Genomic DNA, 19313 nt, shown 5'->3' on the forward strand with positions numbered 1-19313 from the left:
AGATATGATCTATCTGGATTGCACATTGCGCGATGGTGGCTATTATAATAACTGGGATTTTCCGGAGTCTGTCGTCAAGGAATACATACGTGCGATGGATGATTGTGGTATCACTATTGTAGAAATGGGACTAAGAAGCCTCAAGAACACTGGTTTTAAAGGTGCTTCTGCCTTTTCGACTGATGATTGGCTTGCATCCCTTGAAATTCCTGCCTCTCTTAAAGTCGGCGTCATGGTCAATGCTTCGGAGCTCCTGGTTGAGGGAGAGCTTGATTATGCCGTGCTGGAAAAACTATTCCCCAACGTAGCTGAAGCTACGCGTCTGGACGTTGTCCGTATCGCTTGTCACTTCCATGAGTTCGAAAGATCTCTACCCGCCAGTAATTGGCTGAAGGAAAGGGGCTTCCTGGTAGGTTACAACTTGATGCAGATTGCAGACAAGTCCCAGGAAGATGTGGAAAAAGCTGCCCAACAGGCTTCTGCATACCCACTCGATTCACTTTATTTTGCAGACTCCATGGGAAGTATGTATCCAGATGATGCTGCGAAGATCATTCGCTGGTTACGCTCGGCTTGGACAGGCGCTCTTGGCATTCATACTCACGATAATATGGGATTGGCTCTTTCGAATACCAAGCGTTCCATTGAAGAGGGCGTAACTTGGGTTGATTCAACGGTCACTGGTATGGGCCGTGGCCCAGGTAATGCCAGTACCGAAGAAGTCGCTATCAATCTGATCGAGGGTATATCTCTTCCCAATACTATCTCCTTGCTGGAGTTGATTGATACTTACTTCAAGCCATTGCAAGCCAAGTGTGGCTGGGGCAAGAATCCATACTATTTCTTGGCAGGTATGTATGGTATTCATCCTTCTTATATACAGGAGATGCAGGCTGACTCTCGTTATTCTACATCCGATATCATTTCTGTCATTAATAAACTCAAGAAGTTAGGGGCTAGCAAATTCAGTAGTAATACGCTTGAAATAGCCAAGTCTTCAACTTTACATGATGTAGATGTTGAAAAGAGCCTTGACCTCAAGGGGGAGTTCTCTGGAAAAAATGTACTTTTGCTTGGCACTGGGCCTTCATCCTCCAAGTACGCAAAGCAATTACAACAATTCGCTACTATCAACGATTGTGTTGTCATTGCAATGAACACTGACAGACATTTGTCTGAAAAGGCAATCAATTATCGCATAGTTTGCCATCCGGTCCGTATGCTTGCTGACCAGAACAGCTATGATAAACTTGAGCAGCCTTTGATTGCTCCGTTGCTGAATCTTTCTTCTTCTGTTCGTGAGAATGTCGGTTCTGGCAAATTGATCAATATGTCACTCAAGGTGGAAGATGATACTTTCGCTATCAGTGATTCCGAGTTGACTTGTCCTAAGCAACTAGTTGCCGCTTACTCGTTGGCTGTCAGTGCTGCAGCGGGCGCTAAAGCTGTTTATTTGGCAGGTTTTGATGGCTATGCCCCAGGGGACAAGCGAAACCAAGAGATGCAACTAGTTCTCGATGCCTTCGCTCAAAGTGATATTGCGCTGCCGGTCACTTCCATTACGCCTTCTGTCTATGATGTTCAGAAGAAGAGTCTGTATGGGGAAGTTGCATAATGTTGGATATACGTGATTATGGCACGATAATTTTTGATTGTGATGGCGTAATTCTGGATTCAAATAAGGTCAAGTCAAAAGCCTTTTATAACGCTGTCATTGATTTCGGACATGAGCCAGCTCAAAAACTCGTTGATTTTCATGTTGCCAATGGCGGTGTATCTCGCTATATAAAGTTTGAATATTTTTTTACCGATATATTGCGTTACACCAGCTATGAATCAGAGTTGAATTCAGCACTTCACCGGTATGCTCAGGAAGTACAGCTGGGGTTGGCACAGTGTGCCATTACGCCAGAACTGTTGAATTTGAAAAAACAGACATCCTCTTCCTGGATGATAGCCTCTGGTGGAGATCAGAACGAGCTACGAGAGTTGTTCAAGGCGCGTGATCTGGATAAGCTTTTCGAATTAGGGATATTTGGTAGTCCAGACAAGAAAGAAGATATTGTCAAACGTGAATTGCTTGGTGATAGTATCAAAGGGCCAGTACTCTTTGTGGGCGATAGTCGGTACGATCATGTTGTCGCCAGCAGTCATCAACTTGATTTTGTTTTTGTCAATGCTTGGTCTGAATTCTCTGATTGGAATGATTATTTCAGTGATAAAGATAACGTGCACATTTGCGAGCGAGTCTCCGATCTCCTTGCATCCGATAAGCAAAGGTAAGTTATGTCCCGATTTTTAATTACTGGCGGTGCCGGCTTCATTGGCTCCGCGGTCGTCCGTGAACTGATCCGTTCTACCCGGCATACCGTCATCAACCTCGATGCGCTGACCTACGCCGGTAACCTCGAATCCTTGGCGGATGTCGCGGATTCCGAGCGCTATCACTTCGTGCAGGCCGATATCTGCGACGGCGAAAAGATGAAAGCTGTCTTCGCGGAATTCCAGCCGGATATCGTGATGCATCTGGCAGCCGAGAGCCACGTGGATCGCTCCATCGATGGTCCCGCGGATTTCATCGAGACGAACATCGTTGGTACCTATCAGCTGTTGGAAGCTGCACGTCAGTATTGGAAGGGCTTGAAGGAGACTGATGCCGAGAAGGCCGCTGGCTTCCGCTTCCATCACATCTCCACCGATGAGGTGTATGGCGATCTGGAAGGGCCAGAAGATCTCTTTACCGAGACGACCCCCTATGCGCCGAGTTCACCGTACTCTGCCAGCAAGGCGAGCTCGGACCACCTCGTGCGTGCCTGGCAGCGTACTTATGGGTTGCCGACGTTAGTGACCAACTGCTCCAACAATTATGGCCCGTACCACTTCCCCGAAAAGCTCATCCCGCTGATGATCCTGAACGCTCTGGCGGGCAAGGCGCTGCCGGTGTACGGCGATGGAAAGCAGGTACGTGACTGGCTGTACGTGGAAGACCATGCCCGTGCGCTGATCAAGGTCGCCACCGAAGGGAAGATCGCCGAGACGTATAACATCGGTGGCCATAACGAGAAGCAGAACATCGAAGTCGTCAAGACACTCTGTGCACTGCTGGAAGAGCTGGTCCCCGAGAAGCCCGCTGGCATTGCCAAGTACGAAGACCTGATCAGTTACGTGACGGATCGCCCCGGTCACGATGTACGCTATGCCATTGATGCCGCCAAGATCGAACGCGAGTTGGGCTGGGTACCGCAGGAAACCTTCGAGACCGGTCTGCGCAAGACGGTCGAGTGGTACCTAGCGAATGAAAGCTGGTGGCAGCGTGTTCAGGACGGCAGCTATCGCGGTGAACGTCTGGGTACCGGGAGCTGATGATGTCGACTTCCCATCGCTTTGGTCGCATTCTGATTCTGGGTGGCAATGGCCAGGTCGGCTTTGAGTTGCAACGCAGCTTCGCTCCCTTCGGTGAGGTGCATGCGCCGCGCCGCAGCGACGTCGATGCTAGTGATCCTGACGCTGTCGCTGCACTGATTGACACCTGGCAGCCCCAGTTGATCCTCAATGCGGCGGCCTGGACGGCCGTCGACAAGGCAGAAGAGGAGCGTGAGGGCGCCATGCGTCTCAATGCCGAGCTGCCGTCATTGCTGGCGCAGAAGGCCAGCGCGCTGGGCGCGACACTGGTGCATTACTCCTCGGACTATGTCTATCCCGGTGATGGTGACCAGGCCTGGCGCGAAGATAGCCCGACGGCGCCGCTGTCAGTCTATGGGGAAAGCAAGCTGGCAGGCGATGAGGCGGTACTTGCCAGTGATTGCCGTCATCTAGTGTTCCGCACCAGCTGGGTCTATGCCGCTCGCGGCAACAACTTCATGAAGACGATGCTCAAGCTGGGGCGCGAGCGTGACAGCCTCAACATCGTCAATGACCAGATCGGCGCACCGACACCGGCGCGTCTGATCGCGCAGCTCACCTGTGAGGCACTGCGTCAGCAGATAGACAGTGGCCTGTATCACCTGGCCCCGCAGGCACCACCAGCTGGCATGGTTTCGCCCAATCGATCTTCCGGCAGGCCATTGAGCAGGGTGAAACCCTGGCGATCGACCCACAGACGCTGGGTGGCATCCCGACAGCAGATTACCCGACGCCTGCGACACGCCCTCTGAATTCGCGGCTTTCGGTAGAAAAATTAGAAACTGCTCTCGGCCTTCAATTTCCTAACTGGGTGTCACAATTACAATTAACAATAAACGAATACACTAGCTTAAAATAATCTGAACAACAGGGGACTATATGTTAAATAAAGAAATATCTAAAAAAGTCGATGCCATTAAAGATAACCCTGAAATTGAGATAACAAACACTTACGAAGATATCCTTTCAGCAGCTATTTATTTTTACAGTATAGGTAATAAAGAAAAAGCTAACTATTACGGAACTCGGCTATTAAAATTTGACTTAGATGAGTATGGTTGCCATTGGCTGTTAAAAACAACTAGTAATAATGAAGGTTATATTTGCGACAAGCACAATCTTTTTAGTTGTGATCGGTTGAGACTTGGAAAAGTAGTTAATAAACATCAAAAGGATTATTTAAAATATATAAAAAATTTGAAAGAATTAAATGATAATCTTCCTATTCATAAGGATAAAGTTGCAGTATGTATTACTGGGCAAGTGAGAGGATTTGAACTTACAAAAAAATCTATTATGGATAATGTCGTAGATAACAATAATTCCGACATTTTTATTTGCGTTTGGGATAGCATTGGCGGTATGCCTACACGGTTTATACAACAAACAGATCCTAATATAAAAAAATTGATCAAAAGGATAAATCCGAAAAATATTAAAGAGTTATTCCCTGAATATCAAAATTATATTGATGTTAAGTATGGAGTCAATAAAAAATATATTCTTACACAATTTTCAGACATAGAATCAAAGAGTCTAGAAATACTTAGTGAAGATCATTTTGAGTTTTCAGGGGATTTTGAGTTATATAATAATGTAAATAAAAATCAAGAAAAGCTTTTTTACACTATTAACAATGCTATGTTAAGTGTTCTTGAACAAGAAAAACAGCAAGGATATAGATATCGTTATATTATTAAGCTAAGGCCAGATAAGAAAATCGTTGATAAAATAGATTTAACTAATATAGAGAGAGGGCAGTTATATTTTAATAATAACGAAAGTTTTGGGCCTGGAGATCAAACAGCGATAGGTTTCAGGAATGATATGATTGTTTTTATGTGTTTTTACGATTATTTTAAAAATAATAAAAAAGCGTATATTGACCTATTCAATGATAATTACCGTATTGCTTCGCATGATAGTATCGGGCAATTTCTTTGGAGTGCAGGTCTAAACTTTAGTCGCTATAGTGGTAATACGCCTAATGGCCGACTTCATAATATGACTATGAGTAAAGATGAGCTTTATTCGCTACCAATTTTTTCCTATTTCGATAAGATTTTAACCCCTACGCAAAAGCAAAGAATAATAAAGCATGCAGCTGCTTTTGATGATGAAATTTCCATATTAATAAAGTCGGCATCATTGCTTGAGAAGTATGATATAGATACTGCTTTAAAAGTTTTAGAAGTAGTTAGATTATTACGGCCTAATAGAAAATCCATTCAAGATACAATTAAGCGTTATAATGAAACGAAAAAAACGTTAAAATCTAGTGGAGGTCTATAATGTTTTTGATTACTATGGCCGGTCAAAGTAGTAGATTTTTTAGAGAAGGTTATACTTCTCCCAAGTTTATGTTACCGTTATGGGGAGAGACTGTATTTGATTTATCCATCAAGTCTTTCTCTAATTACTTTAGCACAGAAGACTTTGTTTTCGTTATTAAAAAATCAGAACTCATCTCTGAATTTGTAAAATACCGTTGCTCTGAGCTCGGTATACTAAACTTCACCTTAGTAGAGTTAGATCATGATACAGAAGGGCAAGCCGAAACAGCTTATTTAGCTCTAAAGACTATAGAAAAAGATTCACCAATAATTATTTTTAACATTGACACTTTTAGATATAATTATATTAAGCCATCATTTGTTGAAAATTGTGATGGTTATTTAGAGGTGTTTAGAGGCGTAGGTGTTAATTGGTCATTTATAGCTATAGATGAAATGGGCAAGGTAACTAAAACAACAGAAAAAGAACCTATATCTAACTTATGTAGTGATGGATTATATTATTTTAAATGTAAAAGTGAGTTCATTAAATTTTTTGAGAAAATACGATGCAATAATGACAAAACTAAAGGAGAGTTTTATATTGCGCCTATGTACAATTATCTTATAATTGAAAACTATTGTATAACATATGACCTTATAGAGATGCATCAAATAGATTTTTGTGGCACGCCTGATGAGTATGAAGCACTAGTCGCTAGAGGACCTTTAGCATGAAAAGATTAATCATTGATATTGATAATACTATCTGTGTCACTAATAATCAGGATTATAAAAATTCTTTGCCAGATCACGATGTAATTGAAAAAATCCATGAATATAAGAATGCAGGCTTTGAAATAGTATTTTTCACAAGTAGGAATATGAGAACTCATAATGGTAATTTGGGACTTATTAATAAGCTAACTTTACCTGTTATTATGCAATGGTTGGAAAAGCATTCCATACATTATGATGAAATATATGTTGGTAAACCATGGTGTGGAACAGATGGCTTCTATGTTGATGATAAGGCTATAAGGCCTGATGAATTTAAGTCTTTAAGTTATGAAAAAATAAGGCTATTAATAGGAGAGGGTTTATGATTTTAATCAACTCCGCTAGTTATGTTATACCTGAGTTTAGAGTAGAGTTCGGAAAAATACCTCCATGCTTAATGCCAATAGGCAATAAAAAACTCGTTGAACTACAAGTTTCTTCTCTAAAGAGTAACTTGTTAGAACCAATTTATTTAACATTGCCGACTAGTTATAGTTTATCGGCTGATGAGAAAGATTTATTTTCATCATTAAATGTTACTTTAATAAAAGTACCTGATAACTTAAAGCTTGCTGAGTCAATTTTGTATGCTTTGAATATTGCTGCATATGACTCTGAAACGCTATATTTGCTTCATGGTGATACTTTATTTGATGATTTTTTATGTATTCCTGATAGCATGCTAGTAAGCTCACACTTCCAAGATTATAACTGGGAATTAGAAGAGATTGATCAAAACATCTATGCTTGGTGTGGTTTTTTTTCTTTTTCTAGAAGAAAAGAATATATTAAGTCACTTGCAATTAGTCAGGGTGACTTTATTAAATCAGTTAAGAGCTATGATGAATCCTATCCTCTCAAGAGATTGATTTCGGAAGATTGGAAGGATTTGGGTCATGTTAATACATATTTTTCAAGTAGATCTAAGCTCACAACTCAAAGATCGTTTAATTCTCTAAATATAGATGATGGTGTTGTATACAAGAAGGGTGAACCATATTTTAAGATTGAAGCTGAGTATAATTGGTTTAATTCTATCCCTCCAGACTTAAAAAAATATTCTCCTCAGCTTATAGACTTTGGTTATAATCTACAGGGAGAAAGTTATTATTGTTTGGAATACTTGCCTAATGTCCCGCTTAATGAAGTGTATGTGCATGGCAAAAACTCATTGAGTTATTGGGATAATGTTTTCAATTTAATTGATGTGTTTCTCGAGAAGTGTAGGAAAAGTTATACGGTCGGTGATGTTGATGATTTAAGGGGGCTGTCAAGCACCTTGTTTAAAGATAAAACTTGGGATCGTTTTGTTGCTTTCTCGAATGATAACAATATTAATCTCGAGTGTGATGTTACAGTATCTGGTACTAGACTGCCTAGCTTGAGGATCATCGTAGATACATGTATTGAGCATACTTCTCGCTTGCCAATTATTTCAAGTATAATGCATGGTGATCTATGCTTTAGTAATATATTGTACGACTCCCGTGCTTCTGCGATAAAAGTAATTGATCCGCGTGGATTAGGCTATAATAATGAGATCTCTATCTACGGTGATCAAAAATATGACCTAGCTAAGCTGCTGCATTCTATAATTGGTCTTTACGATTATATTATCGCTGGCAGATATACAGTAAATAAAAACTCTTGGTATGATTGTGATATTGAATTCCCAATAGACGATCGAGTGCTTAGAATACAAAGTAATTTCATGGAGCTAAACTTAGTTGACAATTTAAAGTTGACTGAATTAATCCCTGCAACAGTATTGCTTTTTATTTCTATGCTGCCATTGCATTCAGATCGTCCAGATAGACAATTCGCTATGTACACTAATGCATTGCGATTATATGCTCAATATATACATTCTCCATAATTGCATGTGTTTATTATGGTGACAGACTACGTTGTTGGCATTATATGTGTGATGGTTGCATCTTGTGTTTTTATTATATATCAGAATGGAAGTGCTCCCGAAGGTAGTTACCAAGCTGAATTAAATTTCACATGCCTTCATTAAACTACCAACTTTAAAAAGTGAGCTAATATGTCTCGTAAGGGGATTATTCTCGCCGGTGGTTCCGGTACACGTCTGCATCCGATCACTCGCGGCGTTTCCAAGCAGCTGCTGCCTATCTATGACAAGCCGATGATCTTCTATCCGGTCTCTGTCCTAATGCTGGCCGGTATCCGTGAGATCCTGATCATCTCCACCCCGGAAGACCTGCCGCAATATGAAAAGCTGCTGGGCAATGGTGAGCAGTACGGCGTGCGCTTCGAATATGCCGTGCAGCCGAGCCCCGATGGCCTGGCGCAGGCCTTCATCATCGGTGAGGAATTCATCGGTGATGATTCGGTCTGTCTGGTGCTGGGTGACAATATCTTCCACGGTCAGCACTTCTCTGATCAGTTGAAGCGTGCGGCGGACCAGCCGAGTGGCGCGACGGTCTTCGGCTACCTGGTGCAGGACCCGGAGCGCTTCGGTGTCGTGGAGTTCGATGAGTCCGGCAAGGCGATGTCCATCGAGGAGAAGCCGCTGAAGCCCAAGTCACCGTATGCCGTGACTGGTCTCTACTTCTACGACAATGACGTAGTCGAGATCGCCAAGTCCGTGGAGCCGTCCGAGCGTGGCGAGCTTGAAATCACCAGCATCAACAATGCCTATCTGGAACGTGGTGATCTGCGTGTCGAGCGCTTGGGTCGAGGCTTCGCCTGGCTGGATACCGGCACCCATGACAGCCTGTTGGAAGCTGGCCAGTACGTGCAGACCATCGAGCACCGCCAGGGCTTGAAGGTGGCGTGTCTGGAAGAGATTTCCTGGGCCAATGGCTGGATCACCGACGTGCAGCTTGAGGAGCAGGGCACGGCACTCAAGAAGACCGGTTACGGCCAGTACCTGCTCAAGCGTCTGGATGACAAGCGCCGCGGCAATCAGTGATACAGCGATCGGTGACACAGCCTGCAATGACATGCCGTTCAATGACATGTCCTTCAATGAAAGTTCATTATGAGCTGTGTCATGCCTTTGGTACGAATTGGCTAAAGGCAATGCTAATGTAGTCAATCTCCCGCAGTCGTCCCGACCAAGACGACGACTGCGGGAATTTTTATGGCAGGCGGCCATGGCTTCCCTGGCGAGCAGTGATGTGACGGTAAGCTACGTACTCTTCACGCTGTATCGTGCCAGGCAACGCCGTCAGTGATGCTGCTGTCATCGGCAAGGCCGCTTGACGCGATAAGGCCTGGCAAGAGGTGGTTTGACGAGAAGAGACGTTGAGACATCTGGCTGCCAGCGCTATTTCTGTCCCCCGACAAGGAGCAATTCCCGCATGAATTTTGAAAAACTCGCCATCTCGGATGTCGTGTTGCTGACCCCGAAGAAATTCGGTGATGAGCGCGGTTTCTTCATGGAAACCTTCCGTCAGAGCGAATTCGTCGAACACTGCGGTAATTACACCTTCGTGCAGGACAACCACAGCAAGTCCCGCCAAGGCATCCTGCGCGGCTTGCATTACCAGTTGAATCAGCCGCAGGGCAAGCTGGTACGTGTCACACAGGGCGAAGTCTTCGATGTGGCCGTCGATATGCGCAAGAGCAGTCCGACATTCGGTCAGTGGGTAGGTGCACATCTGAGCGAAGACAATCAACAGATGTTGTGGGTGCCGCCGGGATTCGCTCATGGTTTCTATGTCATCAGCGAATCAGCCGAATTCCAGTACAAGTGCACTGACTATTACGCACCGGGTGATGAGTATTCGCTGAAATGGAATGACCCCAGCGTGGGTGTCGAGTGGCCGCTGGTGAATGGTGAAGCGCCGCAGCTGTCGGCCAAGGATGAAGACGGTGATCCTTTCGAGATGGCCGCCGTTTTTGTGTAAGTTGTAATATTAATTGCTGTTCATTGAATAGATGTCTCACTTCCTACTAAGTGAGACATCTTGTTATAAATTTTTTAAGTTTTGCATCGCCTTATTACTTTTTTGTTTTTATGTTTTATTTTGTAAGGTAATTTATTGATGCTGAGATTACGAAAAAAATCAAAAGAAATTGATTTTGCAGTTGTTGCCATTGTAAAAAATGAAGCGCTATATCTCAAGGAATGGTTGACTCATTACCGTAATCTTGGGGTAACTCATTTTTTTATTGCGGATAACGGTAGTACTGATGGTACTCAAAATATCTTAAATGATGGGTTTAAGAGTGGAGATGTTACATGGGAAACTTGGGTTCCATCCGTCAAAGCACAAATCACATGGTATAAGGAATGCCTTGCGCGATTTGGAAATCAATGTCAGTGGATGGCTTTTTTCGATGTGGATGAATTTTTAGTTAACGTCGGTAATAAAGAGAGTGCTGGAGATATAAGAGGGTTAGTTGGCTCTCTATTGGATAAGCCGAAAGTTGGCGGTATTGCGATAAACTGGCGTATATATGGCTCATCTGGGTATAATAGATACCAGCCAGGAGCTGTGACCTGGCGTTTCAATAAGGCAAGTAAGGTCGATCGCGCGGTAAATCAGCATGTGAAATGTATTTTCAGGCCGGAACGCGTGAAAAAAGTTTTTGTACATGCACCCGAGTTGATCTCTGGCTTCCATTATATTACTCCAGGAGGCGATGTAGCCTGCTTCATAGAGCAAAATGTCAAGTCTGGACGTACGGAAGAAGTCTGTAAAGAGAATTTTATTATAAATCATTATAACGTCAAGTCTCAATGTGAATTTATTGACATAAAAGCTTCTCGTGGACGTGCGAATCTAGGGGCAGACAAGTGCCGTGAAATGTCGTATTTTCTTGGCCATGACCTCAATGATGAACACACAGATGTTACAAAATTCAATAGACTACAGAAACAACATTATGACGATTTAGCCGTAAATTCTCAGTGTCGTAATCCTCTCTTTTTTGTTCACATACCGAAAACAGCTGGCACTAGCTTTCGGTTAGGGGCTGCAGAATTCTTCGATAAGTTTAATATATGGCATGACTATGGCGCCAAGAGTAAAGAAACTCACCCAGAGATCTTAAGGAATATATACGAACTTAAGGATGGTTACGCTTTTGCCAGTAAAGTCAGGGATAGAGGTGTAAAGCTTATTGCAGGACATACACCTGCATCTAAATACTTATCTGTCACGGGTATTCGTAACACAATTAGTTTTTTGCGTGATCCAGTCCAAAGAGTCATTTCTGATTACAATCATTTTGTAAGGCATAATAATTACTCTGGTACACTAGAGGACTTTGTTACACGTCCTGAGCTACAGAACCGGCAGTCGAAATTTCTTGCTGGAGCTCCTATCCAATGTTATGGATTTATTGGCCTTACTGAAGATTATCAGCATTCACTGGAAATAATAAACAGTAATTACAGTTTGTCTATTGCATCTCGTCAGGATAATGTTTGTAGTGCGGTAGGCAGGGAGCATACAATAAGTAGTGAGGAGCGAAAGCTGATAGAAAAGTATAATGGAAAAGACTTGGAGTTATATGAAGAGGCTAAGCGAATTTTCTCTCTTCGTGTTGATCTACATAAAGCGTTTCTTCCTTACGTTCATGGTGGTATTCAAAAGTTAACAACAAAAAATATATTAGGTTGGGCGTGGTGGAGCTTAACAGATGAGCCGGTAGAAATTGATATTCTTGTCAATGGCTTAGTAGCGGGGAGAGTTACTGCGACTCATCTTCGCCCTGGCATGGTACGATGGGGAGCGCCTCGTGAGGGTTATGTCGGTTTCCATTTCGATTTCAAGAAGCCTGTCCCCGCTGGTGCTGTTATTAGCTGTCGAGCTGTCATGACAGGCCAGACAATCGATTCTTCAAGTGTAATGGATGATTGAATTCATTACTGTTGATATTTCTAGGTGCAGTATAATGGGATATGGTTTTCACTCAATAGCTCTTGCATGCGAAAATTTGTGGGAAAATATGTGTAGCATCAAAGTGAATGACACTTTTGATGATTACCGTAACATTTCCCGCTTGGATAGTAATGGTGGTCTTCTGGCTGAAACTGAAGATCCCCAGATGATTTTACGTTCAAGAGCCTGGCTCCCAGGTTGGTACATGCTGGAAGCGACGGTGCTACATGCGACCGCTGCGAGAGAGTCAAGACTGTATCTCAATGAGGGACACGGATATTCCAATGAAAATAGTGTCTCTTTACCTATCAAGAATGGCCGGATTTCCAAACGCATCATCTATATCGGTAAAAGTGGTACGCGGTTGAGGTTTGATCCTGTCGACGCTCCAGGAAGCTTCAGTGTGGAGCATCTGCGCCTGATCTTGCTCACCCCCGGCTTTGCTCGGGATCGTATCCGAAAGCGTGTCGTGCGGCTGCATCATGACTTCAGAGGAATGTCTCTTGAGGACATGGTGAATCAACTTGCTACGCAGTATCACGCTCATGGCTATCAGACCTCTGAAGAATGGTTGATGGCCTGTTATGCCGATACCTTCCACAATCGTCGTGGCCAAGAGGATTATCAGGCCTGGATCGCAACGAATGAGGCACCTGTAGAAGAGAGGCCTTTGGCACGTGAGCCGCTCATTTCCATCCTGGTGCCTGTCTACCGACCTGAACTCGAGAACTTACGTGCCTGCATGGATTCCGTACTGGCACAGAGTTATCGCAACCTTGAGATTTGCCTGGTAGACGATGCCTCCGGAGATGAAGAGTTGACTCGCACTCTTGAAGAATACCGGGTGCGCGATGAACGGGTTCGAGTCGCCGCTCATGATCGCAATCAACATATCTCTCATGCCAGCAACACAGCTCTGGGAATGGCGACAGGAGATTTTGTCGCGCTGCTTGACCATGATGACGTCCTTGCACCTCAAGCGCTGTATCTCGTGACACAGGCCATCAACGAGGCACCTGAGGCGTTGGTGTTCTATTCCGATGAAGACAAGCTCGATGAGCGGGGCCGACGCCATGACCCTCACTTAAAGAGCGGTTGGAATCCTGACTTGTTGCTATCTCAGAATTACTTGTCTCACCTGGGAGTGTATTCGACGGCATTGGTGCAGAAAGTCGGCGGTTTTCGGGCTGGGTATGAAGGAAGTCAGGACCATGATCTCGCATTGCGGGTAACGAATGGCCTGTCCGCAGCGCAGGTTGTTCACATCCCCAGGGTGCTTTATCACTGGCGTGCCGGTAAAGGGTCTACTGCGTTGGATAGCGGGGCGAAGGAATATACCAGTCAAGCGGGACTCAAGGCCGTGCGTGATCACCTGGCACAGGCTTCGTTACCCGCGTCTGTCACTTCCGGAAGCCTGCCTAATACTTACCGCGTCACGTGGCCTGTGAGAGGGCGGCCTCTTGTCAGCTTGATAGTGCCGACCCGCGATGGTGTGGATATCCTCAAGCCGTGCGTCGAGGCCTTGTTGGAGAGAACATCCTATACACACTTCGAGCTTTTGATATTGGACAACGAATCCACTTGCAAGAAGACCTTGTCCTTCATGCAGGAAGTCAGTCAGCGTGACTCACGGGTGAGAGTGCTGCAGTGGAATCATCCTTTCAATTATTCTGCCATCAATAACTTTGGTGTGAGCGAGTCTCGTGGCGAGATCATCGGGCTGATCAACAACGATATCGAGCCCATCAATGCCGATTGGCTGGATGAGATGGTGGGGCAAGTACAGCGTGAAGAGATTGGCTGTGTCGGCGCCAAGCTATATTACCCCAACAATACCGTTCAACATGCCGGAGTGATTCTTGGTATCGGCGGTGTCGCGGGCCACGCTCACAAGTATTTTCATAGATCGGAAGCCGGTTACTTCTCCCGGTTGATGCTGACGCAGAACCTGAGTGCCGTCACGGCAGCCTGTCTGTTGGTCAGGCGTGAGGTCTTCGAGGCTGTTGGCGGGCTCAATGAAGAGCATCTTGCTGTTGCCTTCAATGACGTCGATTTCTGCTTGAAGGTGAGAGAGGCTGGCTACCGTAACCTCTGGACACCTTACGCGGAACTGTATCATCACGAGTCAGTCTCTCGCGGTCAGGATGACAACCCCGAAAAACAGGCACGGGCACAGCGAGAAGTCTCTTACATGCTGGACAATTGGGGCGATCAGCTGACGACGGACCCTTACTACAACCCCAACCTGACTCTCGTCCACGAAGACTTTTCGTTACGCTGAGCAGGGCACTGCCCCGTCGTGCCTGTAGCTGCCTATTGAACATCGTCTCGCAAGGAACGCCATGTCCCGTTCACGATTTCTGCTCAAGGCTCCCCTGTGGGGCCTTGCGCTTTTCACCGGTGCCAAGTCCTTCATCGCCAATCCGCTGATCGGGAGTGAGCGTCTGAATCGCCGGGGGCTGCACGTCTGGCGGGTGAAGGCGGCGTCTCGGATCATGCGCTGGCGCATGGTCATGCTCAGTCGCGGCTTGCCGACAGCGGAGCGTGAGGCCTATCTGCGTGATGGCTACCTGCTCAAGCAGAACTTCCTGTCGCCAGAGCTGTTCGCGCAGCTCAAGGCAGAGCTTGAAACTGTGCATGATCACGGTCCCGGTGAGGTACGTGAGTGTTGTCAGGGTGATACCCGCACGCATCGCGTATTGCTGGACCCGGAGACCCTGAGCGAGCTGCCGGTGGCTAAGCAAGTGCTGGCTGACCCTCAGCTCAAGCGTCTGCTGCGTTTCTGCGCCGGCCATCGTCGCCTGCCCATCGTGCATCTCGAGAAGGTGTTCAATGGCGCCCGCGAGAGTGTTGAGGCTGACCCGCAGAAGTCCCTGCACGTGGATACCTTCCAGCCGACCATGAAGTTCTGGCTTTACCTGGAGGAGGTAAGCGAGCGCAACGGACCTTTCATGTTCGTGCCCCAGTCCACGCAGTTGAACAAGGGCCGTCTGGATTGGGAGTATCACATGAGCCTGACGGCGCGTGAGCATGCCAATCGCTATACCCAGCGAGGGTCCTTCCGGGTCGAGGAAGGTGTACTGGCTCGCTTCGGTCTCAATGCGCCCACGCTGTTCAAGGTGCCTGCCAACACGCTGTTGATCGCGGATACCTTCGGCATGCACGGCCGTGGTCCTGCCGAGGCGGGCAGTTCGCGTCTGGCGCTGTGGGGAATGAGTCGCACGACACCCTTCCTGCCGTTGCCGGGGCTGGGCGGCGAATGGCTCAATCGCCTGCAGTATCGTGTGCTCAAGGCGGAGCGGGCGCGGGATGACAAGCGTGCCGCAGCGCGTGGTGTCGAGTCTTCCTGGCATGTCGTGACACGTGACTCCTCGCGTGCGCAGGACCCGTCCTGATGTCGGCTGAAGCTTCACCCTTGGCAGGTGTGCGGTGGGTCGTTCTCAGCGATGGTGCTCGACCCACCGAGGATATCTACTTTCTTGAGTCAGCCGCACCTGCTCTTCGCCAGCAGGGGGCCATCGTCGAGCGTTTCGACACCCGCCGCTATCACCTGCCGACGCGATGGGCATTGCGTCGCCTGGCGGGTGCCAATCTGTTGATCGTTCGCTCTTTGGGCGAGCGCTGGGTGCGTCTGCTCGAACGTCATCGTGAGCGCTTCGGGCGTATCGTCTATCTGATCGACGATGATCTTGGCGCCGTGACCCGTTCCGATGGCTTGCCTGCCGCCTATGTGGCGCGTTTGAGCGGCTTGGCGATGCGTCAGCCCGCACTGCTTGCGCTCGCGGATGAGGTAGTGGCCTGTTGTGAGGCGCTGGTGGCCCAGCTTGGGCGAGAGCATGCCAATGTCTCGTTGCTGACACCGGCAATGCTGACGCCGGAAACTGAGCTGGCCGATTTCACTCAGTCTGACTGGACCATCGGCTACCACGGTACCCGTGCGCATCGTTATGATATCGCGCACCTGGCGCCGGCACTCACGCCAGTGATGGCGTCACATCCCCAGGCACGCCTCGAGATCATGATGGGGCGACATGTGCCGGAATCACTTACCGGTATTGGAGGGTTGGAGACACCAGAGGCGCTGCCCTGGAAGGTCTTTCAACAGTACCAAGCGACACGCCGCATCCAGATCGGGCTCGCACCGCTTCTCGAGACGCCGTTCAATCAAGGCAAGTCGTGGATCAAGTTTCTCGACATCACGGCGATGGGCGGCGTCGGAATCTACAGCCGCAGGGCACCTTATACCGACATCGTCGAACACGGTGTCGATGGCTTGCTGGTTGGGGATGATCCTGCTGACTGGCAGGCGGCGCTCGAGCAATTGCTGGCTGACCCGGCCGCCACGCAGACCATGGCAGAGCGGGCATTGCAGAAAGCCCGAGATATTGGCGCTATACAGACGTGCATCAACTTCTGGAGTTCGCGCTGACTTGAGCGACCACAACCCCCAAGGCCCGCGGCTAATCCTGCGGGTCTTGTCGTTTCTGGATCTGGTGCCGTCCAACCCGGCGTTGCCAGCGGCGATTTAGTGCTCAACGCAGGTAACACGTTGATTACATCTGCTACACACCAGCAAAATTTGAGTGGTGTGATGCCCAGAAATCATTAAGCTCAAAGTAAGCGTCCCAGAGTCAGTGTGTGCTCTCGCTCGCGCTTGTTTGGCGGTGACGCCGAACGTGCCGGGACCATGAATGCCTCGAGTAAAGGAGACTGACATGACCGCCTTCCCGACCACTCCTCGTTGGATCGTACTCAGTGATGAAGCCCAGGCGCTAGAAGATATCTACTTCTTGCTGCCTGCCATGGCCGCGTTGCGCAAGGAAGGCACACGTGTCGAGCGTTTTGAAACCCGCCGCTGGAAGTTCTCCCCCAAGCTTGCTCAGGCGCGCCTTACCGGCGCTTGCCTGCTGATCGTGCGTAGCCTCGGGCGAGAATGGATCGAGATGCTGGAAACACACCGTGAGCAGCACGGTCGTATCTGCTACCTCGTCGATCATCTGTATTCGCCTGAGCTGCTGTCAGCGGAGCAGGACACCTCCCCCCCTGAAGCAGGCTCTGAGGCTGAAGCTGCCCAATTGCAACAGCGATTGTTCGCGCTGGCGGATGAGATCGTCGTGGTCAGCGAGCAGCTGGAGGCCGCTCTGGCGAGTCTGCATCCCAAAGTCAGCCTGTTGACGCCGCCACTGACCGGCAAGCTGCCGGATCTTCACCATCTCGAGCAGAGCGACTGGTGCATCGGCTTTCACGGCACTCTGGCGCATCGTGAGGACATCCTCACGCTGGCCCCCGTGCTGCGCGATATCCAGACCCGGCATTCGGACAGTGAAGTGGAGTTGATGATGGGCCGTCATCTGCCGCTGGCGCTCAGCGATATTCCCCGCCTCAAGACGATGGAGGCCGTCAGCTGGGAGGCCTTTCAGGATTATTGCTCACGGCGTCGGATCGCCATCGGGCTGGCGCCCTTGATGGAAAACTCCGACAACCGCGCCGCCTCCTGGCTGCGGTTTCTCGATATCACCCGCATGGGCGGGGTGGGCATCTACAGTCGACGGGCGCCCTATGTCGATCTGATCGAGGACGGCGTCGATGGCCTGTTGGTGGGGGATGACCCAGCAGAATGGATTGCCGCCCTCGAGCGCCTGCTGGGCGACCGTGATGCGACGCGTGCCATGGCGCACAATGCGCAACACAAGGCCCATGAAGTGGGTGACCCGCTGCGGGTGCTGGATTTCTGGCGCGCCCGTTCCACGGTGGCGCGTGCCCGCTAGCAGGAGTGTTCATGTAGCCTGCTTTAGATAGCCCGAACGAGATAGCCTGACCGAAATCGCCCGATCCAATCACTGTTTGCTCAAGCGCCGCGCCCCTCAGGGGTGCGGCGCTTTGTTATGATCTAGCCATCTTTTTGTTCTGAGTCATTTGCCCTGTTGAAAAGGAGTGCTGCATGGCCACCCCCGAGTTACCCGATGACTTGCCAAGCGCGACGTCGCGATCATCGCAGAAGGATGTCGAGGTGGCGCACAGCCAGCGTCTCGCCAGCCCGGCGGTGGCTCGCAATCGTGACGTGATTCTTGATGTCCTGCGGGATGTGCTGGCACAGCGGCGTCAGGTGCTGGAACTGGCCAGTGGCAGCGGCGAGCACGCCGTGCATTTCGCTCACGGATTGCCTCATCTGGAGTGGCAGCCCAGCGATGCCAGCCCGCGTGCCTTGGAATCCATCGCGGACTGGCGCGCCGAGGCCGCCTTGCCCAACCTCAAGGCGCCGATCACGCTGGATGTGCAGGCCGAGTGGCCTGAGGTAGCCTGCGATGCGCTGGTGGCGATCAATCTGATCCATATCTCACCATGGCGAGTCACGTCCGAGCTGATGTTGCAGGCCGGTCGACGCCTTCCGAAGGACGGTGTGCTGTATCTGTACGGCCCTTACAAGCGGGATGGCCAGCATACAGCGCCGAGCAACGAAGGCTTTGATGTGCAGCTCAAGAGCCGCAATCCGCTATGGGGTGTGCGTGATCTGGAAGCGGTCATCGAGGAAGGGGAGCGCAACGGCTTGCGGCTCGATAAGGTGGTCGAGATGCCGGCGAACAACCTGAGTGTGGTCTTTCGGCATCAAGGGTAGAGGCGCGCCCTTGCATACTGAGCGAGCCGATAGTGTACAAATAAATGGGGTGAGGGCGGTGAATGCAACGGCCCCTGTGATCAAAGGAGACAGGGGCCAAAGTATCAGGGATGAAAACAGTATGGTCAGAGCTTTAGCCCGTGCGATACATGATTGATCCTGATGAAATGTATCAAGGACGGTTACTTGTCCTGATAGCGTGTCAGCAGCTCGCGGAAGCCTTCGCCGAAGGTCGGGTGACGCTTTGTAGTGGCACAGTGAATCTGGCCACCTGACTTTGAGTGTATGATGGCTCACAGAGACAATCAGGTGCAGATGATGACGAAGAAGAGAACGTTTAGCCCGGAATTTCGCTTGGAAACGGCCCAGCTCGTGGTCGAC

Annotated in this window: 15 protein-coding genes and 1 pseudogene; all 16 read left to right on the forward strand. The window is 48.5% G+C overall.

Going from position 1 to position 19313, the window contains the following annotated elements:
• The first annotated feature begins 4 nt into the window (after positions 1 to 4).
• The 16 genes and pseudogenes from BF12_RS0102915 (at position 5) to BF12_RS0102985 (ending at position 18932) form a co-directional block, all read left to right on the forward strand.
• Positions 5 to 1615, forward strand: a complete 1611-nt coding sequence (locus tag BF12_RS0102915; RefSeq protein ID WP_035158794.1) for an aldolase catalytic domain-containing protein — start codon at positions 5 to 7, stop codon at positions 1613 to 1615.
• Positions 1615 to 2283, forward strand: coding sequence for an HAD family hydrolase (locus tag BF12_RS0102920; protein ID WP_035158796.1), 669 nt, complete (start codon positions 1615 to 1617; stop codon positions 2281 to 2283). Before BF12_RS0102915 ends, BF12_RS0102920 begins: the two co-directional genes overlap by 1 nt.
• A gap of 3 nt (positions 2284 to 2286) precedes the next feature.
• Positions 2287 to 3363 carry a dTDP-glucose 4,6-dehydratase gene (rfbB, locus tag BF12_RS0102925; RefSeq protein WP_024950962.1) on the forward strand — a complete coding sequence of 359 codons (1077 nt, stop codon included), beginning with the start codon at positions 2287 to 2289 and terminating at the stop codon, positions 3361 to 3363.
• A gap of 2 nt (positions 3364 to 3365) precedes the next feature.
• A pseudogene (gene rfbD / locus BF12_RS18440) lies at positions 3366 to 4261 on the forward strand (dTDP-4-dehydrorhamnose reductase).
• A gap of 20 nt (positions 4262 to 4281) precedes the next feature.
• Complete coding sequence (locus tag BF12_RS0102935; protein ID WP_024950963.1) at positions 4282 to 5694, forward strand: hypothetical protein; 1413 nt, start codon at positions 4282 to 4284, stop codon at positions 5692 to 5694.
• On the forward strand, positions 5694 to 6413 hold the full coding sequence (locus BF12_RS0102940) for a glycosyltransferase family 2 protein (RefSeq protein WP_024950964.1): 720 nt from the start codon (positions 5694 to 5696) through the stop codon (positions 6411 to 6413). Before BF12_RS0102935 ends, BF12_RS0102940 begins: the two co-directional genes overlap by 1 nt.
• Positions 6410 to 6781, forward strand: a complete 372-nt coding sequence (locus tag BF12_RS21515; protein ID WP_084487942.1) for an HAD family hydrolase — start codon at positions 6410 to 6412, stop codon at positions 6779 to 6781. The genes BF12_RS0102940 and BF12_RS21515 overlap by 4 nt, the downstream gene beginning before the upstream one ends.
• A complete protein-coding gene (locus tag BF12_RS21915) occupies positions 6778 to 8331 on the forward strand; it encodes a hypothetical protein (RefSeq protein WP_156941119.1) in 1554 nt (517 codons plus the stop codon). The genes BF12_RS21515 and BF12_RS21915 overlap by 4 nt, the downstream gene beginning before the upstream one ends.
• 171 nt (positions 8332 to 8502) lie before the next feature.
• Complete coding sequence (gene rfbA, locus BF12_RS0102945; protein ID WP_024950965.1) at positions 8503 to 9393, forward strand: glucose-1-phosphate thymidylyltransferase RfbA; 891 nt, start codon at positions 8503 to 8505, stop codon at positions 9391 to 9393.
• Positions 9394 to 9784: 391 nt separating this feature from the next.
• Entirely contained in the window at positions 9785 to 10333 is a 549-nt protein-coding gene (gene rfbC / locus BF12_RS0102950) for a dTDP-4-dehydrorhamnose 3,5-epimerase (RefSeq protein WP_024950966.1), read from the forward strand.
• 138 nt (positions 10334 to 10471) lie between these two features.
• On the forward strand, positions 10472 to 12295 hold the full coding sequence (locus BF12_RS21520; RefSeq protein ID WP_084487943.1) for a glycosyltransferase family 92 protein: 1824 nt from the start codon (positions 10472 to 10474) through the stop codon (positions 12293 to 12295).
• A 226-nt stretch (positions 12296 to 12521) separates the two neighbouring features.
• Positions 12522 to 14597: a glycosyltransferase family 2 protein gene (locus tag BF12_RS0102965; RefSeq protein WP_169734502.1), complete on the forward strand. Its 2076-nt coding sequence runs from the start codon at positions 12522 to 12524 to the stop codon at positions 14595 to 14597.
• Positions 14598 to 14658: 61 nt separating this feature from the next.
• A complete protein-coding gene (locus BF12_RS0102970; protein ID WP_024950969.1) occupies positions 14659 to 15711 on the forward strand; it encodes a phytanoyl-CoA dioxygenase family protein in 1053 nt (350 codons plus the stop codon).
• Entirely contained in the window at positions 15711 to 16745 is a 1035-nt protein-coding gene (locus BF12_RS0102975; protein ID WP_024950970.1) for a glycosyltransferase, read from the forward strand. Before BF12_RS0102970 ends, BF12_RS0102975 begins: the two co-directional genes overlap by 1 nt.
• A gap of 286 nt (positions 16746 to 17031) precedes the next feature.
• Positions 17032 to 18084, forward strand: a complete 1053-nt coding sequence (locus tag BF12_RS0102980; protein WP_024950971.1) for a glycosyltransferase family protein — start codon at positions 17032 to 17034, stop codon at positions 18082 to 18084.
• A 173-nt stretch (positions 18085 to 18257) separates the two neighbouring features.
• A complete protein-coding gene (locus tag BF12_RS0102985) occupies positions 18258 to 18932 on the forward strand; it encodes a DUF938 domain-containing protein (RefSeq protein ID WP_024950972.1) in 675 nt (224 codons plus the stop codon).
• Positions 18933 to 19313: the final 381 nt, after the last annotated feature.

Origin of the sequence: Cobetia crustatorum (assembly GCF_000591415.1) — a bacterium.
GTDB classification, from domain to species: domain Bacteria; phylum Pseudomonadota; class Gammaproteobacteria; order Pseudomonadales; family Halomonadaceae; genus Cobetia; species Cobetia crustatorum.